21 protein-coding genes and 1 pseudogene are annotated in these 24982 nt (G+C 62.9%); 8 read left to right on the top strand and 14 right to left on the bottom strand.

The window, feature by feature from the left end:
* Positions 1–68: 68 nt before the first annotated feature.
* Entirely contained in the window at positions 69–449 is a 381-nt protein-coding gene (locus NUH87_RS17690; protein WP_338522059.1) for a hypothetical protein, read from the bottom strand.
* Positions 450–602: 153 nt separating this feature from the next.
* Here NUH87_RS17690 and phoB point away from each other — a divergent pair, with 153 nt between their 5' ends.
* The 3 genes from phoB (at position 603) to NUH87_RS17675 (ending at position 4189) form a co-directional block, all read left to right on the top strand.
* The gene (gene phoB / locus NUH87_RS17685; RefSeq protein ID WP_040071774.1) at positions 603–1292 is read left to right on the top strand and encodes a phosphate regulon transcriptional regulator PhoB; all 690 of its coding nucleotides are present in this window, start codon (positions 603–605) and stop codon (positions 1290–1292) included.
* Between the two features lie 93 nt (positions 1293–1385).
* Positions 1386–2708, top strand: coding sequence for a phosphate regulon sensor histidine kinase PhoR (phoR, locus tag NUH87_RS17680; RefSeq protein ID WP_338522058.1), 1323 nt, complete (start codon positions 1386–1388; stop codon positions 2706–2708).
* 137 nt (positions 2709–2845) lie between these two features.
* Positions 2846–4189 (top strand): hemolysin family protein, encoded by a 1344-nt coding sequence (locus NUH87_RS17675; RefSeq protein ID WP_338522057.1) that lies wholly within the window; start codon positions 2846–2848, stop codon positions 4187–4189.
* A gap of 6 nt (positions 4190–4195) precedes the next feature.
* On the opposite strand, the gene NUH87_RS17670 is transcribed toward NUH87_RS17675, so the two are convergent.
* The 8 genes and pseudogenes from NUH87_RS17670 to NUH87_RS17635 form a co-directional block, all read right to left on the bottom strand.
* Positions 4196–5089, bottom strand: coding sequence for a M23 family metallopeptidase (locus NUH87_RS17670; RefSeq protein WP_338522056.1), 894 nt, complete (start codon positions 5087–5089; stop codon positions 4196–4198).
* Positions 5090–5228: 139 nt separating this feature from the next.
* A complete protein-coding gene (locus tag NUH87_RS17665) occupies positions 5229–6143 on the bottom strand; it encodes a response regulator (protein WP_338522055.1) in 915 nt (304 codons plus the stop codon).
* Between the two features lie 159 nt (positions 6144–6302).
* Positions 6303–7064, bottom strand: coding sequence for a phosphate signaling complex protein PhoU (gene phoU, locus NUH87_RS17660; protein ID WP_338522054.1), 762 nt, complete (start codon positions 7062–7064; stop codon positions 6303–6305).
* A 106-nt stretch (positions 7065–7170) separates the two neighbouring features.
* Positions 7171–8004: a phosphate ABC transporter ATP-binding protein PstB gene (gene pstB, locus NUH87_RS17655; protein ID WP_040071782.1), complete on the bottom strand. Its 834-nt coding sequence runs from the start codon at positions 8002–8004 to the stop codon at positions 7171–7173.
* A gap of 140 nt (positions 8005–8144) precedes the next feature.
* Entirely contained in the window at positions 8145–9815 is a 1671-nt protein-coding gene (gene pstA / locus NUH87_RS17650; protein WP_338522053.1) for a phosphate ABC transporter permease PstA, read from the bottom strand.
* Positions 9816–9830: 15 nt separating this feature from the next.
* Complete coding sequence (locus tag NUH87_RS17645) at positions 9831–11864, bottom strand: ABC transporter permease subunit (RefSeq protein WP_338526849.1); 2034 nt, start codon at positions 11862–11864, stop codon at positions 9831–9833.
* A gap of 416 nt (positions 11865–12280) precedes the next feature.
* Positions 12281–13279 carry a phosphate ABC transporter substrate-binding protein PstS gene (locus NUH87_RS17640; RefSeq protein ID WP_040071785.1) on the bottom strand — a complete coding sequence of 333 codons (999 nt, stop codon included), beginning with the start codon at positions 13277–13279 and terminating at the stop codon, positions 12281–12283.
* 252 nt (positions 13280–13531) lie between these two features.
* A pseudogene (locus tag NUH87_RS17635) lies at positions 13532–14820 on the bottom strand (MFS transporter).
* Positions 14821–15193: 373 nt separating this feature from the next.
* Between NUH87_RS17635 and NUH87_RS17630 the strand changes: the two are divergent.
* Both NUH87_RS17630 and NUH87_RS17625 read left to right on the top strand, forming a co-directional pair.
* Positions 15194–15592 (top strand): acyl-CoA thioesterase, encoded by a 399-nt coding sequence (locus tag NUH87_RS17630; protein WP_040071787.1) that lies wholly within the window; start codon positions 15194–15196, stop codon positions 15590–15592.
* A 51-nt stretch (positions 15593–15643) separates the two neighbouring features.
* Positions 15644–16546, top strand: a complete 903-nt coding sequence (locus NUH87_RS17625) for a D-hexose-6-phosphate mutarotase (protein ID WP_338522052.1) — start codon at positions 15644–15646, stop codon at positions 16544–16546.
* An 11-nt stretch (positions 16547–16557) separates the two neighbouring features.
* Here the strand turns inward: NUH87_RS17625 and NUH87_RS17620 are convergent, their stop codons facing one another.
* The 5 genes from NUH87_RS17620 to NUH87_RS17600 all read right to left on the bottom strand — a co-directional run bounded on the left by NUH87_RS17620 (position 16558) and on the right by NUH87_RS17600 (position 20282).
* On the bottom strand, positions 16558–17094 hold the full coding sequence (locus tag NUH87_RS17620; RefSeq protein ID WP_338522051.1) for a DUF3299 domain-containing protein: 537 nt from the start codon (positions 17092–17094) through the stop codon (positions 16558–16560).
* 82 nt (positions 17095–17176) lie between these two features.
* Entirely contained in the window at positions 17177–17422 is a 246-nt protein-coding gene (locus tag NUH87_RS17615; protein WP_338522050.1) for a GlsB/YeaQ/YmgE family stress response membrane protein, read from the bottom strand.
* 107 nt (positions 17423–17529) lie between these two features.
* Positions 17530–18612, bottom strand: coding sequence for a 5-(carboxyamino)imidazole ribonucleotide synthase (locus tag NUH87_RS17610; protein ID WP_338522049.1), 1083 nt, complete (start codon positions 18610–18612; stop codon positions 17530–17532).
* An 11-nt stretch (positions 18613–18623) separates the two neighbouring features.
* Positions 18624–19115, bottom strand: a complete 492-nt coding sequence (gene purE / locus NUH87_RS17605; RefSeq protein WP_338522048.1) for a 5-(carboxyamino)imidazole ribonucleotide mutase — start codon at positions 19113–19115, stop codon at positions 18624–18626.
* Positions 19116–19364: 249 nt separating this feature from the next.
* Positions 19365–20282, bottom strand: a complete 918-nt coding sequence (locus NUH87_RS17600; RefSeq protein ID WP_338522047.1) for a LysR substrate-binding domain-containing protein — start codon at positions 20280–20282, stop codon at positions 19365–19367.
* A 181-nt stretch (positions 20283–20463) separates the two neighbouring features.
* Between NUH87_RS17600 and aspA the strand changes: the two genes are divergently transcribed.
* From aspA to NUH87_RS17585, 3 genes are all read left to right on the top strand, one after another.
* Positions 20464–21888, top strand: coding sequence for an aspartate ammonia-lyase (gene aspA / locus NUH87_RS17595; protein ID WP_040071794.1), 1425 nt, complete (start codon positions 20464–20466; stop codon positions 21886–21888).
* Positions 21889–22283: 395 nt separating this feature from the next.
* Positions 22284–23732 carry an alanine/glycine:cation symporter family protein gene (locus tag NUH87_RS17590; protein WP_040071795.1) on the top strand — a complete coding sequence of 483 codons (1449 nt, stop codon included), beginning with the start codon at positions 22284–22286 and terminating at the stop codon, positions 23730–23732.
* 133 nt (positions 23733–23865) lie between these two features.
* Positions 23866–24870 (top strand): asparaginase, encoded by a 1005-nt coding sequence (locus NUH87_RS17585; protein ID WP_338522046.1) that lies wholly within the window; start codon positions 23866–23868, stop codon positions 24868–24870.
* Positions 24871–24982: the final 112 nt, after the last annotated feature.

The raw sequence follows: 24982 nt of genomic DNA, 5'->3' as shown, positions 1-24982 counted from the left end.
GCCCATCCGGACGCTATCGCCGCGGTGCGGCGTCCCGACAAGCCGGCTCCTACAGGGACAGCGCTGAATCAGTGCTTGGCCATGTGCCACATACCGCCGCCTTTACCGTCACCCATGGCGTCTCCGGGCTTGGCGTCCATCTTGAAGGTGTACATCGGCTTGCCATCATGCGCCCACTGCATCGTGCCGTCGTCGCGCTTGATCACCGTCCACTTGCCCTCGGCCTTGGCGCCCGCAGGAGCCATCATCGGCGGCCAGTTCTCGGTGCATTGGCCGTTGCACATGGATTTACCGTTGGCATCCTTATCAAAGGTGTACAGCGTCATGCCCTTGCTATCGACCATCTTGCCGTCTTTCATCATGGCCGGCTCGGCTGCGAAAACCAGGGTCGGCAGCGTCAATGCCGCCGTTACCATCAAGGCTTTCAACGAAAACGAAGAGTGAGTCATGAGAACCTTCCTTTTGTGGTTGTAGGATTCGAATCCTCAGCGTAGCCCATGAACATGACCATTGCGCCTGCCGAAAAAAGCTGTCACATGTCTGCAATAATTTCGTTATCTAATGCGGCGCAAGACAGTTCAATGACAAGAGGGTGATGGGATATGGTTGGCAGGAGCATTCTGATCGTCGACGACGAAGCGCCCATCCGCGAGATGATCGCCGTGGCGTTGGAAATGGCCGGCTATGACTGCCTGGAAGCGGAAAACTCCCAGCAGGCCCACGCGGTCATCATCGACCGCAAACCCGACCTGATCCTGCTCGACTGGATGCTGCCCGGCACCTCGGGCATCGAACTGGCTCGGCGCCTCAAGCGCGATGAACTGACCGGTGACATCCCGATCATCATGCTCACCGCCAAGGGCGAAGAGGACAACAAGATCCAGGGTCTTGAAGTCGGCGCCGACGACTACATCACCAAGCCGTTTTCCCCACGGGAACTGGTTGCACGCCTCAAGGCGGTGCTGCGCCGTGCCGGTCCGACCGATGGCGAAGCCCCCATCGAAGTCGGCGGCCTGCTGCTCGACCCCATCAGCCACCGGGTGACCATCGACGGCAAGCCCGCGGAAATGGGCCCCACCGAATACCGCCTGTTGCAGTTCTTCATGACCCACCAGGAGCGTGCCTACACCCGCGGCCAGTTGCTGGACCAGGTCTGGGGCGGCAATGTCTATGTCGAGGAGCGCACCGTCGACGTGCATATCCGTCGCCTGCGCAAGGCCCTGGGCGATGCCTACGAGAATCTGGTACAAACCGTGCGCGGCACCGGCTATCGTTTCTCGACCAAGGGCTGAGAACGGCGGCAAACGCCCCCCGACACGTCGCGAACCGAGCCGGCTTGAAGCTCGTCGCTCGAAACTGCTTCGCCTCCAAGGACGCATGTTGAAGTGAATCAAAACTGGCATGGCACCCTGATCCGCCATCTGTTGTTGCTGGTGACCGGTTGCCTGGTGGCAGGCCTGGTCAGCGGGTATTACGGCTGGAGCCTGGCCGTGGGCCTGGGGCTGTACCTGGGCTGGACCCTCAAGCAATTGCTGCGTCTGCACCAGTGGCTGCGCCAGCACAAACCCGAAGAAGCACCGCCGGACGGCTACGGCCTGTGGGGTGATGTGTTCGACAGCATCTATCACCTGCAACGTCGCGACCAGCGCGTGCGCGGTCGCCTGCAAGCGGTGATCGACCGGGTCCAGGAATCCACCGCCGCCCTGAAGGACGCGGTGATCATGCTCGACAGCGACGGCAACCTGGAATGGTGGAACCGCGCCGCAGAAACCCTGCTGGGTCTCAAGACGCCCCAGGACAGCGGCCAGCCGGTGACCAACCTGGTGCGGCATCCGCGCTTCAAGGAATACTTCGAGCAGGAAAGCTACGCCGAGCCGCTGGAAATCCCCTCGCCGACCAATGACCGGATGCGCATCCAGCTCTATATCACCCGCTACGGCAACAACGAGCACCTGATGCTGGTGCGCGACGTGACCCGCATCCATCAACTGGAACAGATGCGCAAGGACTTCGTCGCCAACGTCTCCCATGAGCTGCGCACGCCCCTGACGGTGATCTCCGGCTACCTGGAAACCCTGCTCGACAACGTCGAAGAGGTCAATCCTCGCTGGGTGCGCGCCCTGCAGCAGATGCAGCAGCAAGGCAGCCGCATGCAGACGCTGCTCAACGACCTGTTGCTGCTGGCCAAGCTGGAAGCCACCGACTACCCCTCGGACAACCAGCCGGTGCGCATCGATACCCTGTTGCAGTCGATCAAGAACGATGCCCAGGCCCTGTCCGGCCAGCGCAACCAGAACATCACCCTGGAAGCCGACGGCGCCATCCGCCTCAAGGGCAGCGAGGCGGAACTGCGCAGCGCCTTCTCCAACCTGGTGTTCAACGCCGTCAAGTACACCCCGGCCGAAGGCAATATCCGCATTCGCTGGTGGGGCGACGAGCACGGCGCGCACCTGAGCGTGCAGGACTCGGGCATCGGCATCGACAACAAACATCTGCCGCGCCTCACCGAACGCTTCTACCGGGTGGACTCCAGCCGCAACTCCAACACCGGCGGCACCGGCCTGGGCCTGGCCATCGTCAAGCATGTACTGCTGCGCCATCGCGCCCGCCTGGAAATCAGCAGCGTCCTGGGCCACGGCAGCACCTTTACCTGCCATTTCGCCCCGGCCCAGGTGACTCGCGCGCAGGTCAATAACCAGACCGCCTAGTGCCTTGCCGGGACACCCGTCGGGCCAGACCACTAGGCAACGGGCGCATCTGCCGCTACATTGGACCACTTGTGCCTGCCTTTCAGGCACCCGCCCACCTACTTCAAATTGAAATACGGAACCCGTAAAACCCCATCATGGACCCTTCCCCTAGTAGCTTGACCCTCGCTTCGCTCTTCGCCGATTTCGGCATGCTTCTTTTCGCTCTGATCCTGGTATTGCTCAACGGCTTCTTCGTTGCGGCCGAATTCGCCATGGTCAAGCTGCGCTCGACCCGGGTCGAGACCATCGCCCATCAGAACGGCTGGCGCGGACAGATCCTGCGCACCGTGCACAGCAAGCTGGACGCCTACCTGTCCGCCTGCCAACTGGGTATCACCCTCGCCTCCCTGGGCCTGGGCTGGGTCGGTGAACCGGCCTTCGCCCACCTGATGGAGCCGCTGCTCGACGCCGTCGGGATAAACTCGGCCGAAGTGGTCAAGGGCGTGTCGTTCTTTACCGCCTTCTTCATCATTTCCTACCTGCACATCGTGGTCGGCGAGCTGGCGCCCAAGTCCTGGGCCATCCGCAAGCCCGAGCTGCTGTCGTTGTGGACGGCGGTGCCGCTGTACCTGTTCTACTGGCTGATGTACCCGGCGATCTACCTGCTCAACGCCAGCGCCAACACCATTTTGCGGATCGCCGGCCAGGGCGAGCCCGGCCCGCACCACGAGCACCATTACAGCCGTGAAGAGCTCAAGCTGATCCTGCACTCCAGCCGGGGCCAGGACCCCAGCGACCAAGGCATGCGCGTATTGGCCTCGGCAGTGGAAATGGGCGAACTGGAAGTGGTCGACTGGGCCAATTCCCGCGAAGACCTGGTGACCCTGGACTGCAACGCCCCGCTCAAGGAAATCCTCGCGCTGTTCCGTCGCCACAAATTCAGTCGTTATCCGGTGTACGACGCCGAAAACAACGTGTTCGTTGGCCTGTTGCACATCAAGGACCTGCTGCTGGAACTGGCGGCACTGGACCATATTCCCGAGTCGTTCAACCTCGCGGAACTGACCCGCCCGCTGGAGCGGGTATCCCGGCACATGCCGCTGTCGCGCCTGCTGGAGCAATTCCGCCAGGGCGGCTCGCACTTCGCCTTGGTGGAGGAAGCCGACGGCAAGGTGATCGGCTACCTGACCATGGAAGACGTGCTGGAAGTGCTGGTAGGCGATATCCAGGACGAACACCGCAAGACCGAACGCGGCATCCTCGCCTATCAGCCTGGCAAGTTGCTGGTGCGTGGCGATACGCCGTTGTTCAAGGTCGAGCGCCTGCTGGGTATCGACCTGGACCATATCGAGGCTGAAACCCTCGCCGGCCTGGTCTATGACTCCTTGAAACGGGTGCCGGAAGAGGAAGAGGTCATGGAAGTCGAGGGCCTGCGCATCATCATCAAGAAGATGAAAGGGCCGAAGATCATCCTGGCCAAGGTCCTCAAGATCGATTGAGACGGGCTATTTCCCTCTTAGCGCAAAATTCGGCAACTCTTCCAGCGGCTGGCTGAACTGATAGGGAATCGACACCAGCCCCATCCCGGTATTGCGCTGCACCACGAAGTGCAGGTGCGGCCCGGTGCTGTTGCCGGTGTTGCCCGACAGCGCCAGCGGGCTGCCCACCGCCACCCGCTGGCCTTCCTGCACGCTCACCGAGCCTTGCTTGAGGTGCAGGTACACGCCCATGGTGCCGTCGTCGTGCAACACCCGCACGAAGTTGCCCGACGGGTTCTTGCCGCCTCCGCTCTGGTCATTCTCGGTCTTGATCACCACCCCACCCCGCGCCGCCACGATCGGCGTGCCCACCGGCATGGCGATGTCCATCGCGTAACGGCTCTTGGCGCCGAAGTGGCTGTACTGCCCGTTCGGCCCCTGGGTCAGTCGAAACGGCCCGCCGCGCCAGGGAAAGGGGTAACGATAGCCCTGGGCCTGCCCGGAAGGGTCGCCGAGGAAATACTGGAACTTGGGGGTGTAGCGCATGGGCTGGCCGGCCTGGGTCGCCGTGAGCAGCGCCAGGCGCTGGTTGCTGCGGGCCGGCAGAACCTTGCGGATCGACCGCGGGGCACCGCTGACATTCTTCAGTGCCCCGAATCCCAGCTCGATCTCCACCGGGGCATACAGGTCGTTACGCACGTAGACCTCATCACCGCCCTTCTGCTTGCGGATATCCAGGCGCACCTGACGCTCCAGGTGCTCGACCATCCGATCACGAAACACGAATACCTGGGCCCCCGGCGCCGGTCGGTCACTGTAGGAGACCACCCCATTGGCATCGGTGTACTTGTAGATGGTCATCGCCGCAGCCGAGGTGGCGGCCATCAACAGACCACAGGAAAGCAGCAGGCGCAGGAACATAAGCGAGAGTCGCCGAACAAAACATGGCGACCAGACTAGCAGGTGGCCAAGGTGTTTGTGTGAATCACACCGCTTGGTACGGAAAGGAGACTCAGGCAAACGGCGCGGTGCGCAAGGCCACCGCGCCGTCAGGTGGGCATCAAGCCCCGGGAACGAAGTGCTTCAGCGCAGTGCCGCGGGCGATCAGGCGGGAGATGTAGTCCAGCTTCTGGGCATCCTGGTCGACAAAGCGGAAGGTCAGTTGCAGCCATTCGCTGTCCGGCTTCGGCTCATGGGCAACGATCGCATGCAGGTAACCGTTCAGACGGGCCACCTCGGCGTTGTCGCCCTGCTCCAGGTCCAGCACCGCGTTTTCCAGTACCTGTGGCAGGGCCTCGGCACGGCGTACCACCAGCAAGGCTTCCTTGATGCTCAGCGCCTTGATGACGCACTGCTGGATGCCGCTGGACAGGCGCAACTGGCCCTGGCCACGACCGCCCGAGGCCGCCGCCGGCGCTGCAGCCGGACGTACAGGCGGGCTGTTGAGCAAACCTTTGGACGGTGCCGCCGCCGGGGCCTGTGCGGCTGCCGGGCTGACCACTTCAGCCTTGCCGCCGGTCAGGGCGCTCAGGGAGTCGTTGGCAAAGGCCGAGTTCGCCCGGGTCGGCGCGCTGTTCATCAAGGTGTCGAGCTTGCCGACCTTGTGCAACGCCTGCTTGACCTTGGTCAGCAACTGTTCGTTGGTAAACGGCTTGCTGACATAGCCGGAAACACCGGCCTGGATCGCCTGGACCACGTTTTCCTTGTCGCCACGGCTGGTGACCATGACGAACGGCATCGCCTTGAGGTTGTCCTGCTGGCGGCACCAGGTCAGCAACTCCAGACCGGACATTTCCGGCATTTCCCAGTCACACAGCACCAGGTCGAACGCTTCGCGGGCCAGCACCGCCTGGGCCTTGCGACCGTTGACGGCGTCCTCGATCCGGATGCCCGGGAAGTAGTTGCGCAGGCATTTCTTCACCAGATCACGGATGAACGACGCGTCATCCACCACCAACACACTGACTTTACTCATTGACCATTCCTCTGAAAATCCCGGCTAGCATACTGACTAATGGCTATTTGCCAACACCGATCGGTCACGCCAGGACTTTTCGTTCGCGGATGCGCGTAAATTCTGTACGCCACAAACAAAAACGCCCGACCTTAGGCCGGGCGTTTCTCTCGGGCAATCTTACTTATCGTCAGCTTCGCCGGGAACATTAGCGGTTTCGGACGAGGTACCCTCAACTTCCTGGCGCATGCGCTTGAGGCCCAGGTGACGGACATCGGTACCGCGCACCAGATAGATCACCAGTTCGGAAATATTCCGTGCGTGGTCGCCGATCCGCTCCAGGGAACGCAGCACCCAGATGATGCTCAACACCCGGGTGATCGAGCGCGGATCTTCCATCATGTAGGTCGCCAGCTCGCGCAGGGCGGTCTTGTACTCGCGGTCGATGGTCTTGTCGTACTGCGCCACCGACAAGGCCAGCTCGGCGTCGAAGCGGGCAAAGGCATCCAGCGCGTCGCGGACCATGTTGCGCACCTGGTCGCCGATATGACGCACCTCGACATAACCCCGCGGCGCCTCGCCCTCCTCGCACAGCTGGATGGCGCGACGGGCGATCTTGGTGGCTTCGTCACCGATGCGCTCCAGGTCGATCACCGACTTGGAGATGCTGATAATCAGGCGCAGGTCGGAGGCCGCGGGCTGGCGACGGGCCAGAATGCGCAGGCACTCCTCGTCGATGTTGCGCTCCATCTGGTTGATCTGGTCGTCGATTTCGCGCACTTGCTGGGCCAGGCCCGAGTCGGCCTCGACCAGCGCGGTCACCGCGTCGTTGACCTGTTTCTCGACCAGACCGCCCATGGCCAGGAGGTGGCTGCGTACTTCTTCCAGTTCCGCGTTGAACTGCGCGGAAATGTGGTGGGTAAGACCGTCTTTATCAATCATGTTTCACTCCGCGAAAGCTGCAGGCTTCAAGCGCTAAGCTTCAAGCCGAATTAGGGATATTCTCTGGCTGCCCGTGCTTGCCGATTGCGGCCCGCAGCTGCTTCACCTAGCCATAACGACCGGTGATGTAGTCTTCGGTCTGCTTCTTCGCCGGGTTGGTGAACAGGGTATCGGTGTCACCGAACTCCACCAGCTTGCCCATGTACATGAACGCGGTGTAGTCGGACACCCGCGCCGCCTGTTGCATGTTGTGGGTCACGATGACGATGGTGAACTTGGACTTCAGCTCGTAGATCAGTTCTTCGACCTTGAGGGTCGAGATCGGATCGAGTGCCGAGCACGGTTCGTCGAGCAACAACACTTCCGGTTCCACCGCGATGGTCCGGGCGATCACCAGACGCTGCTGCTGGCCGCCAGACAGGCCCAGGGCCGAATCGTGCAGGCGGTCCTTGACCTCATCCCACAGCGCGGCGCCCTTGAGGGCCCACTCCACGGCTTCGTCGAGGATACGCTTCTTGTTGATGCCCTGGATACGCAGGCCGTAGACCACGTTTTCGTAGATGGTCTTGGGGAACGGGTTGGGCTTCTGGAACACCATGCCGACCTTGCGGCGCAGCTCGGCCACATCCTCGCCCTTGCGGTAGATGTTGTTGCCGTAGAGGTTGATCTCACCGTCCACGCGGCAACCGTCCACCAGGTCGTTCATGCGGTTGAAGGTGCGCAGCAGCGTCGACTTGCCGCAACCGGACGGGCCGATGAAGGCCGTCACGCGCTGCTTGGGGATGTTCATGCTGACATCGTACAGCGCCTGCTTCTCGCCGTAGTACAGGCTCAGTTTCGGGACTTCGATGGCAACGGTTTCGCTCGCCAGGTCCAGGCTCTGCTTGCTACGACCCAGGGCGGACAGGTTGATGCCGTGGGATTGGGGTTCATGCTGCATGGGGTAACTCCCTGCGCTCACATATTCGTTGTAGGAGCGAGCTTGCTCGCGATGCGGTCACCCGGACTTGTCCGAACACTCTGGTGATGCGTCTTTCTTCGCGAGCAAGCTCGCTCCTACAGGGGTTTGGGTGAATGTTATTAGCTATCCAGCGCCTTGTACTTCTCGCGCAGGTGGTTACGGATCCACACGGCCGACAGGTTCAACGTGGCGATCACCAACACCAGCAGCAACGCGGTGGCGTATACCAGCGGACGGGCGGCCTCGACGTTCGGGCTCTGGAAGCCGACGTCGTAGATGTGGAAGCCCAGGTGCATGATCTTCTGGTCCAGGTGCAGGTACGGGTAGTTGCCGTCCAACGGCAGCGACGGTGCCAGTTTCACCACACCCACCAGCATCAGCGGTGCCACTTCGCCGGCGGCGCGGGCCACGGCGAGGATCATGCCGGTCATCATGGCCGGGCTGGCCATCGGCAAGACGATCTTCCACAGCGTCTCGGCCTTGGTCGCGCCCAGGGCCAGCGAGCCTTCGCGCACGGTGCGGGGAATCCGCGCCAGGCCTTCCTCGGTCGCCACGATCACCACCGGCACCGCCAGCAGCGCCAGGGTCACGGAGGCCCAGAGCAGGCCCGGGGTACCGAAGGTCGGTGCCGGCAAGGCTTCGGGGAAGAACAGCCGGTCGATGGAGCCGCCCAGTACATAGACGAAGAAGCCCAGGCCGAACACGCCGTAGACAATCGCCGGGACACCGGCCAGGTTGTTCACTGCGATACGGATGATCCGGGTCAACGCGTTCTGCTTGGCGTACTCACGCAGGTAGACCGCCGCCAGCACGCCGAACGGGGTCACGATCATCGCCATGATCAGGGTCATCATCACGGTACCGAAGATCGCCGGGAAGATCCCGCCTTCGGTGTTGGCTTCACGCGGATCGTCGCTGAGGAATTCCCAGGCCTTGCTGAAATAGAAACCCAGCTTGGTCAGCGTGCCCATGGCGTTCGGCTGGTAGGCATGCACCACTTTGCCGATGCCGATTTCCACTTCCTTGCCGTTGGCATCGCGGGCCGTCAGGCTGTCGCGGTTGAACTGGGTGTGCAGATCGCCCAGGCTGGCTTCGACTGCCTGGTAGCGGGCATTGAGCTCGGCGCGTTCGGCCGCCATGTCGGCTTGCGCGGTGGCGTCAAGACGGCCTTCCAGCTCCAGCTTGCGGCCGTGCAGGCGAATACGCTCGAGACCGGCGTTGATGGCGCCGATATCGCGCTTCTCAAGCGTCTTGATCTGCGCCGCCAGGCCGCTCACGCGCTGGATACGGGCCTGCAGCTCGGGCCAGGCGGTTTCGCCTTCGGCGACCACCTTGCCGCTTTCCTTGACGCTGACCAGGGTGCCGTAGAAGTTGCCCCACTCGCGACGCTCGATGGTCATCAGTTCGGTCGGATAGGTCTGGTCCTGCAGCCACTCGCCGACGGTCCAGGTGAAGTCGTTGCCGTTCAGGTCGCGGTTACCGACCTTGATCAGTTCCCGGGTCATGAACTCGGGCCCCGGCTCCGGTACCGGCAAGCCGGCCGTCTTCAGGCGCTCGCGCGGCACCTCCTCCTTCTGCACCACCTCGCCGACCACGACCTGGCTGGCCTGGCCCGGCACGTTGTACTGGGCATGCACCAGGTCGGCCGGCCAGAAGTGACCCAGGCCACGCACGGCAATCACGGCCAGCAGGCCGACGGTCATGATGACCGCGATGGATACCGCACCACCGCTGATCCAGACGCCGGGGGCGCCGCTCTTGAACCAGCCATTCAGGGAGTTCTGTTTCACAGACTTCTACCTTTCTTAAAGCGACGAGTATTTCTTGCGCAGACGCTGACGAATCAGTTCCGCGAGGGTGTTCATGATGAACGTGAACAGCAGCAGCACCAGCGCCGAAAGGAACAGCACGCGGTAGTGGCTACCGCCCACTTCCGACTCCGGCATCTCCACCGCCACGTTGGCCGCCAGGGTGCGCAGGCCTTCGAACAGGTTCAGCTCCATGACCGGGGTGTTACCGGTGGCCATCAGTACGATCATGGTCTCGCCGACGGCACGCCCCATGCCGATCATCAGCGCCGAGAAGATGCCCGGGCTGGCGGTGAGGATCACCACCCGCGTCATGGTCTGCCATGGCGTGGCGCCCAGGGCCAGCGAGCCCAGGGTCAGGCCGCGTGGCACGCTGAACACGGCGTCTTCGGCGATCGAGTAGATGTTCGGGATCACCGCGAAGCCCATGGCCAGGCCCACCACCAGGGCGTTGCGCTGGTCGTAGGTGATGCCCAGGTCGTGGGAGATCCACAGGCGCATGTCACCGCCGAAGAACCACGATTCCAGGTGCGGGCTCATGAACAGCGACAACCAGCCGACGAACAGGATCACCGGAATCAGGATCGCGCTTTCCCAGCCGTCCGGCACCCGCAGGCGCAGCGACTCGGGCAGGCGGCTCCAGGCGAAACCGGCCACCAGGATGCCGATCGGCACGAGCATCAGCAGGCTGAAGATCCCCGGCAGGTGTCCTTCGACATAGGGCGCCAGGAACAGACCGGCGAAGAAACCGAGGATCACCGTCGGCATCGCCTCCATCAACTCGATCACCGGCTTGACCTTACGGCGCATGCCCGGGGCCATGAAGTAGGCGGTGTAGATGGCGGCGGCGACGGCCAGCGGAGCGGCCAGCAGCATGGCGTAGAACGCGGCCTTCAGGGTACCGAAGGTCAGCGGCGAGAGGCTCAGCTTGGGTTCGAAGTCGGTGTTGGCGGCGGTCGATTGCCAGACGTACTTGGGTTCGTCGTAGTTCTCGTACCAGACCTTGCTCCACAGCGCGCTCCAGGACACTTCCGGGTGCGGGTTGTCGAGGGTCAACGGCTGGATCTTGCCACCCTGCTCGACGATCACCCGGTTGGCCCGTGGCGACAGGCCGAACAGGCCCTGGCCGTCGACCACCTGGTTCACCAGCAGGGTCCGGTGCGCGGTGCTGTGGAACACGCCGAGCTTGCCGGAAGCATCCATGGCGACAAAGCCCTTGCGACGCTCTTCGGCGGTGATTTCCACGATAGGCGCGCTGCCCATCTGGAACCCGCGGATGTTTTTCAGGCGCAGCTCGCCATCCGGATCGCGGGCCATGAACCACTGAGCCAGGCCACCGGTGGAGTCACCGATGATCAGCGAGATACCGCCCACCAGTTGGGTACTGGCGGTCACTTCGGCAGTGGCGCTTTCCAGCAGTTTGTAACGACCGTTCAGGCTCTTGTCCCGCAGGCTGAACACATCGGCCTGGGCCCGCCCGTTGATCACGTACAGCCATTGCTGGCGCGGATCGATATAGATCGCCTTCACCGGTTCGGTCATCTGCGGCAGCTCGATGCTTCTCTGCTCGCTGGTGACCTCGCCGGTCATCATGTTTTCTTCCTTGGTCAGCGCCAGCACATGCAGCTGGGCACCGGTGGAGCCCGCCACCACCAGGGTCGACTCGGCGGCGTTCAGGTTCACATGCTCAAGCGCACGGCCCTGCTCGTCGAGGCTGATCGGCGTGTCGCCGTAGGGATACTCGACCGCCGGGGAAATGGTTTTCTTGCCGTCCGGGTACGTCACTTTATAGGTGTGACGGAACACCAGCGCCTGGCCGTTGGACAGGCCGACAATCACCAGCGGGATACCCGGCTGGTCCTTGCTGATGGCAGTAACCGTGGTACCGGCCGGAATCGGCAGGCTCACCCGCGACAGCTCGGTGGCGTCCTGGGCATTGAAGAACAGCACCTGGCCCTGGTCGGAAACCCGCATGCCTACCTGGTTCTGTTCTTCCAGGGAAATCATCAGGGGTTTGCCGGCGTCCTGGATCCAGGCGGGCGTAATGCTTTTCTCGGCGGTCAGCGAGGCGCCCTGGAACAGGGGCAGGACCACATAACCGAGAAAGAAGAAGATCAGCGTGATCGCACCCAGAACGGCCAGGCCGCCAATGAACACATACCAACGGGTCAGGCGATCTTTCAGCGCGCGAATACGGCGCTTGCGTTGCAGCTCAGGCGTATTGAAATCAATGCGCTCGGGGGGAGAAGTCGTAGTCATGGTGGAATTGGCCAGATCGGTCATGCGCACACCCTAGCGATCCTGTATGACAGAAAGATGACAATGCAGTGACGCACTGAAGCCGCCGCCCAGCAAGGCTGGCAGCGGATTCGGAATGAGGGGCGCGGTCGATGGGGATCAAACCGCGCCTTGGTGTTACTGGCGGGACTGGCGTCCCGGCTGATGGCTTACTGCTTGGCGACGCCACCTTCGTTCAGACCCAGGTCAGCCAGTGCCTTGGCGGCAACCTTGGCTGGCAGTGGGATGTAGCCGTCCTTCACAACCACTTCCTGACCCTGCTTGGACAGGACCAGTTTCACGAACTCGGCTTCCAGCGGAGCCAGAGGCTTGCCCGGTGCCTTGTTGACATAGACGTAGAGGAAACGCGACAGTGGGTATTTGCCGTTCAGAGCGTTTTCTTCGCTGTCTTCGATGAAGTCGGTGCTGCCTTTCTTCGACAGGGCAACGGTTTTCACGCTGGCGGTCTTGTAGCCGATACCCGAGTAGCCGATACCGTTCAGCGAGGAGCTGATGGACTGCACGACGGAAGCCGAACCTGGCTGTTCGTTCACGTTAGGCTTGTAGTCGCCTTTGCACAGGGCTTCTTCCTTGAAGTAGCCGTAGGTGCCGGATACCGAGTTGCGGCCGAACAGCTGAACCGGCTTGTTGGCCAGGTCGCCGGTCACGCCCAGGTCAGCCCAGGTCTTGACTTCGGCCTTGGCGCCGCACAGACGAGTCGAGGAGAAGATCGCGTCGACTTGTTCCATGGTCAGGTGCTTGATCGGGTTGTCCTTGTGCACGAAGACGGCCAGGGCATCCACGGCGACCGGGATAGCGGTCGGCTTGTAGCCGTACTTCTGCTCGAAGGCAGCCAGTTCGGTGTCCTTCATCTTGCGGCTCATCGGGCCCAGGTTCGAAGTGCCTTCAGTCAGGGCGGGCGGCGCGGTAGCGGAACCGGCGGCCTGAATCTGAATGTTCACGTTCGGGTATTCTTTCTTGTAACCCTCGGCCCACAGGGTCATGAGGTTAGCCAGGGTGTCGGAACCAACGCTGGACAGGTTGCCCGATACACCCGTGACTTTTGAATAAGACGGAATGGCCGGGTCCACACCAGCGGCGACCGCGTGGGCAGTTGCAACGCCAGCAGCGACAAAAGTCATTGCCGCCATCAAACGCTTCAGTTTCATGCCTTGCTCCTAGCAGAGAGGGTTTATCAGATCGGGGCCAAGTATCAGCAGGCCGGATGAACACTCTATGACTGGTATATGACAGTTAGATGAATGGCCATCATCCTGAAAAAGGTCGGCCTTGAACGAAAAAACGGGCGAACGCCCGTCTCTACTGGACGGCGGCGCCCTCACAGGGGCGCCGCACATGTCGACTTTGAAATAATTAGAAACCTTCTTCCTACCGATAGACCCCGCTTCTATTGGCGAAGCTCAACGCCCCTTCGACCACAGATAACCGCCCACCAGCACACCCATGCTGCAAATGATCGCCACATAATAGGCCGGGCCCATCGGGCTTTCCTTGAGCAGCAGGGTAACGACCATCGGGGTCAGGCCACCGAAGATCGCATAGGCCAGGTTGTAGGAGAACGACAGGCCACTGAAACGCACCACCGCCGGGAACGCCTTGACCATCACATAGGGCACCGCGCCAATGGTGCCGACGAACAGGCCACTCAGTGCGTACAGCGGGAACAGCCACTCGGGATGAGTCGGCAGACTGCTGTAGAACACCCAGAAGGTCACCATCAACGCCAGGCTGCCGAGCACGAACACCCGCCCGGCGCCGAAGCGATCGGCTAGCGCCCCGGACAGGATGCAGCCCAAGGTCAGGCAGATGGTCGCCAGGCTGTTGGCTTCCAGCGACACGGTCGGGGCGAAGTGATAGGCCGTTTGCAGCACGGTCGGGGTCATCAGGATCACCACCACCACACCGGCGGACAGCAGCCAGGTCAGCAGCATCGAGACCAGGACCGCCCCCGGTGATCACGCAACACCGCCCCCAGGGGCATGCCATCGGACAGGGCCTTGCGCAGCTGCAACTCGGCGAACACCGGGGTTTCGTGCAGCCAGCGGCGCAGGTACACCGAGAACAGGCCGAACACGCCGCCCAGCAGGAACGGAATCCGCCAGGCGTAATCGGCCACTTCCAGCGGGCTATAAAGGCTGTTGATCAGGGTGGCCACCAGCGAACCCAGCAGGATGCCGGCGGTCAGGCCCGAGGTCAGGGTGCCGCAGGCAAAGCCGATCCGGCGCTCCGGTACGTGCTCGGCGACGAACACCCAGGCACCCGGCACCTCACCGCCGATGGCCGCGCCCTGGATCACCCGCATCAACAGCAGTAGGATCGGCGCCCAGATGCCGATCTGCGCATAGGTCGGCAACAGGCCCATGATCAGGGTCGGTACCGCCATCAGGAAAATACTCAGGGTGAACATCTTCTTGCGACCCAGCAGGTCACCGAAGTGCGCCATCACGATGCCACCCAGTGGCCGGGCCAGGTAGCCGGCGGCGAAAATCCCGAAGGTCTGCATCAGGCGCAGCCACTCGGGCATGTCCGCCGGGAAGAACAGCTTGCCGACCACAGCGGCAAAGAATACGAAAATGATAAAGTCGTAGAACTCAAGCGCACCGCCCAGGGCAGACAGCGATAAAGTCTTGTAGTCGTTGCGGGTCAGCGGGCGCGAAGGTTGCGCGATATGGGTGGTCGCGATGGTCATGGGCTTCTCTTATTGGGCACGTCTATGAGCCACGCAAGGCTCGGCTCAGGCTGGGGGCAGGTCTGGCACCATAGCAAATTGTTCATAAAAGCACATGGATCGACGCATTCGTCGGCAAAAATGCGAACCGGGTGGTCGTCTCGCGGTCTATCGACCGATATACTCGTGCCCTGCGCCGGGTAAAACCTGCAGGCTAGAGGGGTATTGTGCGAAAACGCCGTTGGGGCCGAACCAGCCGCTTTCGCAGAGTTTCCCTTAGTGCGGCTTACGAGAAACGTAACGAACGTAGTATGTTCGGGTTGAATCGTTTTTCTTGAAGACGGCTATTCACCTGCAATACCAACGTAGCGTTACGGGTCAGAGGCACCCCGGCATGATCGAACTCGAACAAGAAGATCCTATCCCGCAAGGCGATCTCGCCCTGCAAATCACCGCGCTCCCGCGCGAAGCCAACGGCTTCGGCGATATCTATGGCGGCTGGCTGGTCAGCCAGATGGACCTGGCCGGCACGGCCATGGCCAGCAAGGTCGCCGGCGGCCGCGTGGCCACGGTGTCCATCGACCGCATGGCGTTCCTGGTCCCGGTCGCCGTGGGCGCGCAATTGTCCTTCTATACCCATACCGAGGAAATCGGCCGCAGCTCGATGCGGATGATGGTCGAGGTGTGGAGCGACGATCCGCTGACCAGCGAATGGCGCAAGGTCACCGAGGCGGCGTTCGTGTTCGTGGCCATCGACGGCAGCGGGCGCACCCGCTCCGTGCCGCGGCGCTGACCCGGCCGCCGCCCCGCGGCCCGTTGCAACTCCCTGTCTTGCGAGAACACCATGACCACGCCTTATGTTGAAACGGTAAAACTGGACGAACTGAACGGCTGGCGCATCCGCCACGGCCAGGCCGAGTTGCTGGTGGCGCAACAAGGTGCGCAGATCCTCAGTTACCAGTTGGCCGGGCAACCGCCGCTGATCTGGCTCAACAACGAGGCCGTGTTCAAGCAGGGCAAGGGCATTCGGGCCGGCGTGCCGGTGTGCTGGCCGTGGTTCGGCAACTTCTCGCGCAACCCGGATAACGTGCAGGCCATGCGCCAGGGCAGCGACGCCCCCACGGCCCACGGCCTGGTGCGGACGATGGACTGGTCGTTGCAGGGCATCGAGGCCGAAGGCGACTCGGTGAACGTGGCGTTCACCCTGCCACTGCCCGAAGGCGGCCTGCCGGGCTGGCCGCACAAGGTCGGCCTGACGCTGCGTATCCGCCTCGGCGAGACCTTGCAGATCGAGCTCTGCAGCGAAAATCTGGACGATCATCCGGTCAGCCTCAGCCAGGCACTGCACACCTACTTCGCTGTCAGCGACGTGCGCAATGTGCGGGTGGAAGGCGTGGAAGGCCTGACCTATATCGAAACGCTGGATGACTGGAAACCGCTGACACAGGTTGGCAGCCTGGGGTTTGTCGGCGAAACCGATCGCATCTACCAGAATGCGCCGGCTCAGTTGAGCATCGTCGATCCGGACTGGCAGCGGCGTATCCAGCTGACCAGCAGCGGCTCACGCACGGCGGTGATCTGGAATCCGTGGATAGAGCGGGCCAGCCAGTTCGCCGATATGGCGGATGATGGCTGGCAGCGGATGCTCTGCATCGAGACCGCGAACGTGCTGGATGACGTGGTGACGCTAGCGCCGGGGGCAAGTCATACACTGGGTGTGACCATCGGCAGCCAGCGCCTGGCGTAAGGCCTGGCGCCTTACAGGTCCGACTCCTTCACCACCCTGACCTTGCCCGCATCCAGCGCATACGCTGCGTCGGCCAGGTCATTGCTGACCTTTTCGATCTTCAACGTGCCGGTAACCCACAGCGGCGTATAGATATCGTCCAGCTTCAGGCCCTTGGGATAACGCACCAGCACCAGTTGATTGGGCGGCGGTGGCGGCACGTGGATGCAGGCGCCCGGGTACGGCACCAGGAAAAACAGCGTGCTGCGCCCCTTGGCGTCGGTCTCCAGCGGCACCGGATAACCCCCGATGCGGATCTCCTTGCCGTCCATCGCCGGCACGGTCTTGGTGGAATACATCACCGCCGGCAGGCCCTTGCTCTGCTTCAAGCCACCCTTGGCGGTAAACGTACCGTTGGCCTCGGGCGAGTTGTGGGTGATTTCCGGCATTTGCTCAAGGGCTTTCTGGTCCGACTTGGGCATGAGTTCCAGCCAGTCGGTTTCCGGCAGTTCACCGGCATGAGCCAGGCCACTGCCCAGGAGAAGAAGTGTCAAAAGAAGGCGGCGCATGGGGGGAAACTCGAAAACACAAAGGAATGTTACGCATTCTAGCCCTCTCCACCCTTGCGGCGGAGAGGGTTTGGTCACCTGATCAGCTCTTCTTGATCAGGCCGTAGATCACCAGCAAGATAATTGCGCCAACAACCGCACCGATAAAACCGGCACTCTGGCCCGCGTGATAGATCCCCAGCGCCTGACCGCCGTAGGTCGCCGCCAACGAACCGCCGATGCCCAGCAGGATGGTCATGATCCAACCCATGCTGTCGTCGCCCGGCTTGAGAAAACGTGCCACCAGGCCGACGATGAGGCCGATAAAAATTGTCCAGATAATGTGCATGGCGTTTCCTCTCGGTGAGTTTGCACAGTCAAAGCCTAGTCAGCCCTTTGACATCCTGCCATCAGAGGCTGGCGACAACCGTAGGTTCCCGCCGGCACTGACTATCTTTACTCGGCGATCAACGCCTCGACCCGCAGGATCTGCTCTTGCAGGGTGGCCTTGTCCGCGCAGCGCAGGGTGGCGTGGCCGACCTTGCGCCCGACCTTGAACGCCTTGCCATAGTGATGCAGATGGCAATCGGCGATGGCGATCACCTGCTCCACCGGCGGGACCGAACCGATGAAGTTGAGCATCGCGCTTTCACCGACCTTGGCGGTCGAACCCAGCGGCAGTCCGGCAATGGCCCGCAGGTGGTTTTCGAACTGGCTGCACTCGGCGCCTTCGGTGGTCCAGTGCCCGGAGTTGTGGACCCGTGGCGCGATTTCGTTGGCCTTGAGGCCACCGTCGACTTCGAAGAACTCGAACGCCAGCACGCCGACATAATTCAGCTGCTTGAGCACCCGAGTGGCATAGTCTTCGGCCAGGGCTTGCAGCGGATGGTCGGTGCTGGCCACGGACAGGCGCAGGATGCCGTTGTCGTGGGTGTTGTGCACCAGCGGGTAGAAGCAGGTTTCGCCATCACGGCCGCGCACGGCGATCAGCGAGACTTCCCCGGTGAACGGCACGAAGCCTTCCAGCAGGCAGGCGACGCTGCCCAGCTCGGCGAAGGTGCCGACCACATCGGCCGGGGTGCGCAGGACTTTCTGGCCCTTGCCGTCATAGCCCAGGGTGCGGGTTTTCAGCACGGCCGGCAGGCCGATGCTGGCGACAGCCGCGTCCAGGTCCGCCTGAGACTGGATATCGGCGAAGGCCGGGGTGGGAATCCCCAGGTCCTTGAACATGCTCTTTTCGAACCAGCGGTCACGGGCGATGCGCAGGGCTTCGGCGCTCGGATAGACCGGCACGAACTGCGACAGGAAGGCCACGGTTTCCGCCGGGACACTTTCGAACTCGAACGTCACCAGGTCGACTTCGTCGGCCAACTGACGCAGGTGATCCTGATCGCCGTAATCGGCGCGCAGGTGCTCGCCCAGGGCGGCTGCACAGGCATCCGGCGCCGGGTCCAGGAAAGCGAAGTTCATCCCCAGCGGCGTGCCCGCCAGCGCCAACATGCGGCCCAACTGGCCGCCACCGATTACACCGATCTTCATCGTCATCAACCTCAGGCGACGCGCGGGTCTGGATTGTCCAGCACGCTGTCTGTCTGTTCAGTCCGGAACTTCTTCAGCACGGTATGGAAGTGCGGGTGCTTGGCGCCCAGGATGCTCGCCGAGAGCAGCGCGGCATTGATCGCGCCGGCCTTGCCGATGGCCAGGGTCGCGACCGGAATACCGGCCGGCATCTGCACGATCGACAGCAGCGAGTCGACGCCCGAGAGCATCGCCGACTGCACCGGCACGCCCAGCACCGGCAGGTGGGTCTTGGCCGCGCACATGCCCGGCAGGTGGGCCGCACCGCCGGCACCGGCGATGATCACCTCGATCCCGCGCGATTCGGCCTCTTCGGCGTACTGGAAGAGCAGGTCCGGGGTGCGGTGGGCCGAGACCACTTTCACCTCGTAGGGGATGCCGAGCTTTTCCAGCATATCGGCGGTGTGGCTAAGGGTGGACCAATCGGACTTGGAGCCCATGATCACGCCAACCAGTGCACTCATCGTCGTGCCTCTTCTCTTGGGCGCCCGCGGGCGCGTCAAAAAACAACAAGCCACGCGGGAGACCGGCGTGGCTTGTCATGCGAATCGGGGCCGGGCGAACCGGCCGAAGGCCGCGCAGTATACCGAAAAAAGTGGATTGAACGCACCTTTACCGACTATCTGTCGTTTAGCCGATTCCAGCCGCTAAAGGCCGGTTTACCTGACTTTCAGGTCAATCCCGAAACACGGCTCCTACAGGTTTCGCGGCGCTCAGGTAGAACCTGGCGCCTGCGCCGCCGCGCCTTCGAGCTTGCGCCACAACAAGCGCACGTTGGCCTTGCGCACCAGCGCGCAGCGATACAGGCGAATTTCCAGCGGCACGTGCCATTGCGGCCCGCCGCACACCACCAGTTCGCCCCGCGCCAGCTCCGCCCGAACACTGAGATGCGGCACCCAGGCAATCCCCAGCCCTTCGAGCGCCATGCTTTTCAAACTGTCGGCCATCGCCGTTTCGTACACCGTGGTAAAACGCAGATTGCGCTGGCGCAGCAACAGGTTCACCGAGCGCCCGAGAAACGCCCCGGCACTGTAGGCCAGCAGCGGCACGCTCGCCTCGCCCTCCAGGTCGAACAACGGCTGGCCGTCCGGCCCCGTCGCACACACCGGCAACATCTCGGTCTGTCCCAGGTGCAGGGACGGAAAGATCTCCGCGTCCATCTGCAGCGCCGCATCCGGGTCATAGAACGCCAGCATCAGGTCGCAACCGCCCTCGCGCAACGCATGCACGGCGTCACCGACGTTGGTCGCCACCAGTCGCGTGGCGATGTTCAACCCTTCATTGCGCAACTGCGCGATCCAGCGCGGAAAGAAGCCCAGCGCCAGGGAGTGCGCCGCCGCCACCTGCATGACTTCACCCTGCCCACCTTCCAGGTGATGAAGGTGACGCACCACCTCACCCAACTGCTCGACCACCGTACGCGCCGTCACCAGGAACAACTGCCCCGCCGCCGTCAGCTCGATCGGTGTGCGCGAGCGGTTGACCAGGGTCAGCCCCAGCGCCGACTCCAGGCTGCGAATCCGCCGGCTGAACGCCGGCTGCGTGACGAAGCGGCGCTCGGCCGCCTGGGAAAAGCTGCGGGTCGCCGCCAGGGCACTGAAATCTTCCAACCATTTGCTTTCGAGATTCATCGGTTACTCCCGCCAAGCGCACCATTTTGGTTCACACGTCTGCCATACACAACGCGTCACATCTGCATTATGCCGTTTATGCATAGGGCAGTGCTGAACAGCATTGGCCCAACAATTCGCCCAAGCCTAGCATTGCCAACGTTCCGGCACCGACCGGGTTCCTATCGAGATGATTTCTATCATGTCCTCCGCTGCATCTTTCCGCACAGAAAAAGACCTGCTTGGCGTACTCGACGTACCCGGCGACGCGTATTACGGCATCCAGACCCTGCGAGCGGTGAACAACTTCCGTCTCTCCGGCGTCCCGATCTCGCACTACCCGAAACTGGTCGTGGCCCTGGCCATGGTCAAACAGGCCGCCGCTGACGCCAACCGCGAGCTGGGTCACCTGACCGAAGCCAAGCACGCGGCCATCAGCGAAGCCTGTGCCCGACTGATCCGTGGCGATTTCCACGAACAGTTCGTGGTGGACATGATTCAAGGCGGCGCTGGCACTTCGACCAACATGAATGCCAACGAAGTCATCGCCAACATCGCGCTGGAGGCCATGGGCCACAGCAAGGGCGAATACCAGTACCTGCACCCCAACAACGACGTGAACATGGCGCAGTCGACCAACGACGCCTACCCGACGGCCATCCGCCTGGGTCTGCTGCTGGGCCACGACGCCCTGCTCGCCAGCCTCGACAGCCTGATCCAGGCCTTCGCCGCCAAGGGTCAAGAGTTCAGCCACGTCCTGAAAATGGGCCGTACCCAGCTGCAAGACGCCGTGCCGATGACCCTCGGCCAGGAATTCCACGCCTTCGCCACCACCCTGAGCGAAGACCTGGCCCGCCTGAAGACCCTGGCTCCGGAAGTCCTGACCGAAGTCAACCTGGGCGGTACCGCCATCGGCACCGGCATCAACGCCGACCCGCGCTACCAGCACCTGGCGGTCGACCGCCTGGCAACCATCAGCGGCCAGCCGCTGGTACCTGCCGCCGACCTGATCGAAGCCACCTCCGACATGGGTGCCTTCGTACTGTTCTCCGGCATGCTCAAGCGCACCGCGGTCAAGCTGTCGAAGATCTGCAACGACCTGCGCCTGCTGTCCAGCGGCCCGCGCACCGGCATCAACGAAATCAACCTGCCGGCTCGTCAGCCCGGCAGTTCGATCATGCCCGGCAAGGTCAACCCGGTGATCCCGGAAGCGGTCAACCAGGTGGCGTTCCAGATCATCGGCAACGACCTGGCCCTGACCATCGCGGCCGAAGGCGGCCAACTGCAGCTGAACGTGATGGAACCGCTGATCGCCTTCAAGATCTTCGACTCGATCCGCCTGCTGCAACGCGCCATGGACATGCTGCGCGAACACTGCATCGTCGGCATCACCGCCAACGAAGCGCGCTGCCGCGAGCTGGTGGAACACTCCATCGGCCTGGTCACCGCCCTGAACCCCTACATCGGCTATGAAAACGCCACCCGTATCGCCCGCATCGCCCTGGAAAGTGGCCGTGGCGTACTGGAACTGGTGCGCGAAGAAGGCTTGCTCGACGACGCCATGCTCGCCGACATCCTGCGCCCGGAAAACATGATTGCTCCGCGTCTGGTTCCACTGAAGGCCTGACCTTCAATGCCGGACTGCAACACGCTCACCAGGTCGAGGGACTAGACACCTCTCACCTTTTGAGGGCTTGAAGGTCACTCTTCAGGCCCTTTTTTTACAACTGGAAAGTGGGAAAAAGGCCCAACCTCGCCCCTGCATTCACAAGAAATACCAGCGCTTCGCCGTCCGTCCTACAAACCAGTACAGACGGCTGTCGTGCTCATCGGTATAGTGCCGCCCCTCTTCGCGTAAGCGATCCGCGGTACAGCGGCACTGAAACACGCGAAACAACACTAAAAACAACCCGCGAAAGCTCGGGACGACGTATCGCCAGCCCATACTGCCCTGCAAGACCGGGTGTAACGCGATATTTCAAACGAGCCGCCTTTGCATCAAAAACAGCGAGGAACCACTCCATGCTCGAAGTCATCAACGACTTCCTCTCAGGGAAAGTACTGATTGCGCTCATTGTCGGGCTCGGCAGCTACTTCACGATCCGCTCGCGGTTCGTCCAGTTCCGCCATTTCAGCCACATGTTCACGGTCTTCAAAGAATCCCTGCGCGGCCAGGCGGGCCAACTGAGTTCGTTCCAGGCCCTGATGCTGAGCCTCGCCGGCCGCGTCGGTGCCGGTAACATCGCCGGTGTCGGCATCGCCGTGACCCTCGGCGGCCCGGGCGCCGTGTTCTGGATGTGGGTCACCGCACTGGTGGGCATGTCCAGCAGCTTCTTCGAATGCACCCTGGCCCAGGTCTACAAGCGCGCCGATGGCGACGGCCTGTACCGCGGCGGCCCGGCCTACTACATCCAGCACGGCCTGAAGCTCAAAGGCATGGCGGTGGTCTTCTCGATCCTGCTGCTGGTCACCTACGGCTTCGCCTTCAACGGCCTGCAGTCGTACACCGTCACCCACTCCCTGCAGAACGCCTTCGGCTTCGCCCCGGAACACACCGGCATCGCCCTGGCCGTGCTGCTGGCGATCGTCTTCCTGGGCGGCATCAAGCGCATCGCCTCGGTCTCCGACCTGCTGGTCCCGGTCAAGACCCTGGCCTACATCGGCGTCACCCTGTACGTGATCGGCAGCCAGATCGAGCACGTTCCGGCCATGCTGGAAACCATCTTCAAGAGCGCCTTCGGCCTTGACCCTGCGTTCGGCGGCCTGCTCGGCAGCGCCATCATCATGGGCGTGAAGCGTGGCGTGTTCGCCAACGAAGCCGGTCTGGGCAGCGCACCGAACGTCGCCGCCGTGGCCGCCGTGAAGCACCCGGGCGCCCAGGGCGTGGTCCAGGCGTTCAGCGTGTTCCTCGACACCTTCGTCATCTGCACCTGCACCGCGCTGCTGATCCTGCTGTCGGGCTTCTACACACCGGGCTTCGAAGGTGACGGCATCGTCCTGACCCAGAACTCCCTGGCCGCGGTGGTCGGTGACTGGGGTCGTCTGTTCGTCAGCGTCGCCCTGTCGCTGTTCGTCTTCACCTGCATCCTCTACAACTACTACCTGGGCGAGAACAGCCTGCAGTTCCTCAGCCGCAACCGCGTCGTGCTGATGGTGTACCGCGGCCTGGTGCTGGCACTGATCGTATGGGGTTCGACGCAGAACCTGTCGACCGTGTTCGCCTTCGCCGACATCACCATGACCTGCCTGGCCTTCGTCAACCTGCTCGCCCTGGCCCTGCTGTTCAAGGTCGGCCTGCGCGTGATGCGCGACTACGACGCACAACGCAAAGCCGGCGTCGGCCAGCCCGTGTTCGACTCCAGCAAGTTCGCCGACCTGGACCTGGACCTGCAAGCCTGGCCGACCACCTCGAGCCAGCCTGCTCCACGCGAGCAAGGCGCTGCCCAGGGCGCGCCTGCCACGCAACGCTGATCGCTCCCGCGGGCGGCGCCCTGCCGCCCGACGCGACAGACCTTACCGGGTGGCGTCCTGCCACCCGACGTGACACACCTTGCGCATGCAGGCATGCTGCGGCGCAAGGTGCATTCGTCCAGGAGAACCCTCAATGACTTCCGTCTCTTATCCTGCCGCACAGCGCGTCATGGTGCTCTACACCGGCGGCACCATCGGCATGCAGGCCAGCGCCAGCGGCTTGGCCCCGGCTTCCGGTTTCGAAGCGCGGATGCGCGAACAGCTCACCGGCCAGCCCGGCCTGAGTGTGCCGGACTGGTGTTTTCGTGAAATGGCACCGCTGATCGACAGCGCCAACATGACCCCCGAGTACTGGCTGCGCCTGCGCGATGCGGTGGTCGAGGCGGTGGACGTGCAACAGTGCGACAGCGTGCTGGTTTTGCATGGCACCGATACCCTGGCCTACAGCGCGGCGGCGATGAGCTTCCAGTTGCTCGGGCTGCCGGCTCCGGTGGTGTTTACCGGCTCGATGCTGCCGGCGGGCGTACCGGACAGCGATGCCTGGGAGAACGTCTGTGGCGCGTTGGTCGCGTTGGGCCAGGGCCTGGCGCCGGGGGTGCATCTGCACTTCCACGGCGAGATGCTTTCGCCCACCCGTTGCGCGAAGATTCGCAGCTTTGGCCGGCATCCGTTTGCTGCCCTCAATCGCACGGGCGGCGTGGCAAAGGCGCCAGCCTTGCCGGCGCAGCTGGACTACTGCCAGGCTCGGCAACTGACGACGGTCGGCGTATTGCCGCTGGTCCCGGGCATCGCCGCCGCGCAGCTGGATGGCATGATCGACAGCGGTATCCAGGCGCTGGTGCTGGAGTGCTTCGGCAGCGGCACCGGGCCGAGCGATAACCCGGCGTTCCTCGCCAGCCTCAAGCGGGCAGAGAAGCTGGGGATCGTGGTGGTCGCGATCACCCAGTGCCATGAAGGCGGCGTCGAGCTGGATGTGTACGAAGCCGGTAGCCGTTTGCGCGGTGTCGGCGTGCTGTCCGGTGGCGGCATGACCCGTGAGGCGGTGTTCGGCAAGTTGCATGCGTTGCTGGGTGCCGGTCTGGAGCTGGCCGAAGTGCGGCGGCTGGTCGAGCTGGATCTGTGTGGCGAGTTGAGCTGAACAGCCTGACGGCAGGAGCCACATAAAGGCTGCGCCGAACGCAGTCCCTGTGGGAGCCGGCTTGCTGGCGATCGCGTCCGCAAGATCGATGCAAGGCTTACGGGCCTCATCA

It is taken from the genome of Pseudomonas batumici (assembly GCF_036585405.1).
GTDB classification, from domain to species: Bacteria; Pseudomonadota; Gammaproteobacteria; order Pseudomonadales; family Pseudomonadaceae; genus Aquipseudomonas; species Aquipseudomonas batumici.
This window is presented reverse-complemented; position numbering and strand designations above follow the sequence as displayed.

Bases quoted from the DNA above. Each gene is read 5' to 3' on its own strand.
- NUH87_RS17690 (WP_338522059.1), bottom strand. From the start codon at position 449: ATGACTCACTCTTCGTTTTCGTTGAAAGCCTTGATGGTAACGGCGGCA.
- phoB (WP_040071774.1), top strand. From the start codon at position 603: ATGGTTGGCAGGAGCATTCTGATCGTCGACGACGAAGCGCCCATCCGC.
- NUH87_RS17675 (WP_338522057.1), top strand. From the start codon at position 2,846: ATGGACCCTTCCCCTAGTAGCTTGACCCTCGCTTCGCTCTTCGCCGAT.
- NUH87_RS17670 (WP_338522056.1), bottom strand. From the start codon at position 5,089: ATGTTCCTGCGCCTGCTGCTTTCCTGTGGTCTGTTGATGGCCGCCACC.
- NUH87_RS17665 (WP_338522055.1), bottom strand. From the start codon at position 6,143: ATGAGTAAAGTCAGTGTGTTGGTGGTGGATGACGCGTCGTTCATCCGT.
- phoU (WP_338522054.1), bottom strand. From the start codon at position 7,064: ATGATTGATAAAGACGGTCTTACCCACCACATTTCCGCGCAGTTCAAC.
- pstB (WP_040071782.1), bottom strand. From the start codon at position 8,004: ATGCAGCATGAACCCCAATCCCACGGCATCAACCTGTCCGCCCTGGGT.
- NUH87_RS17640 (WP_040071785.1), bottom strand. From the start codon at position 13,279: ATGAAACTGAAGCGTTTGATGGCGGCAATGACTTTTGTCGCTGCTGGC.
- NUH87_RS17630 (WP_040071787.1), top strand. From the start codon at position 15,194: ATGATCGAACTCGAACAAGAAGATCCTATCCCGCAAGGCGATCTCGCC.
- NUH87_RS17625 (WP_338522052.1), top strand. From the start codon at position 15,644: ATGACCACGCCTTATGTTGAAACGGTAAAACTGGACGAACTGAACGGC.
- NUH87_RS17620 (WP_338522051.1), bottom strand. From the start codon at position 17,094: ATGCGCCGCCTTCTTTTGACACTTCTTCTCCTGGGCAGTGGCCTGGCT.
- NUH87_RS17615 (WP_338522050.1), bottom strand. From the start codon at position 17,422: ATGCACATTATCTGGACAATTTTTATCGGCCTCATCGTCGGCCTGGTG.
- NUH87_RS17610 (WP_338522049.1), bottom strand. From the start codon at position 18,612: ATGAAGATCGGTGTAATCGGTGGCGGCCAGTTGGGCCGCATGTTGGCG.
- purE (WP_338522048.1), bottom strand. From the start codon at position 19,115: ATGAGTGCACTGGTTGGCGTGATCATGGGCTCCAAGTCCGATTGGTCC.
- NUH87_RS17600 (WP_338522047.1), bottom strand. From the start codon at position 20,282: ATGAATCTCGAAAGCAAATGGTTGGAAGATTTCAGTGCCCTGGCGGCG.
- aspA (WP_040071794.1), top strand. From the start codon at position 20,464: ATGTCCTCCGCTGCATCTTTCCGCACAGAAAAAGACCTGCTTGGCGTA.
- NUH87_RS17590 (WP_040071795.1), top strand. From the start codon at position 22,284: ATGCTCGAAGTCATCAACGACTTCCTCTCAGGGAAAGTACTGATTGCG.
- NUH87_RS17585 (WP_338522046.1), top strand. From the start codon at position 23,866: ATGACTTCCGTCTCTTATCCTGCCGCACAGCGCGTCATGGTGCTCTAC.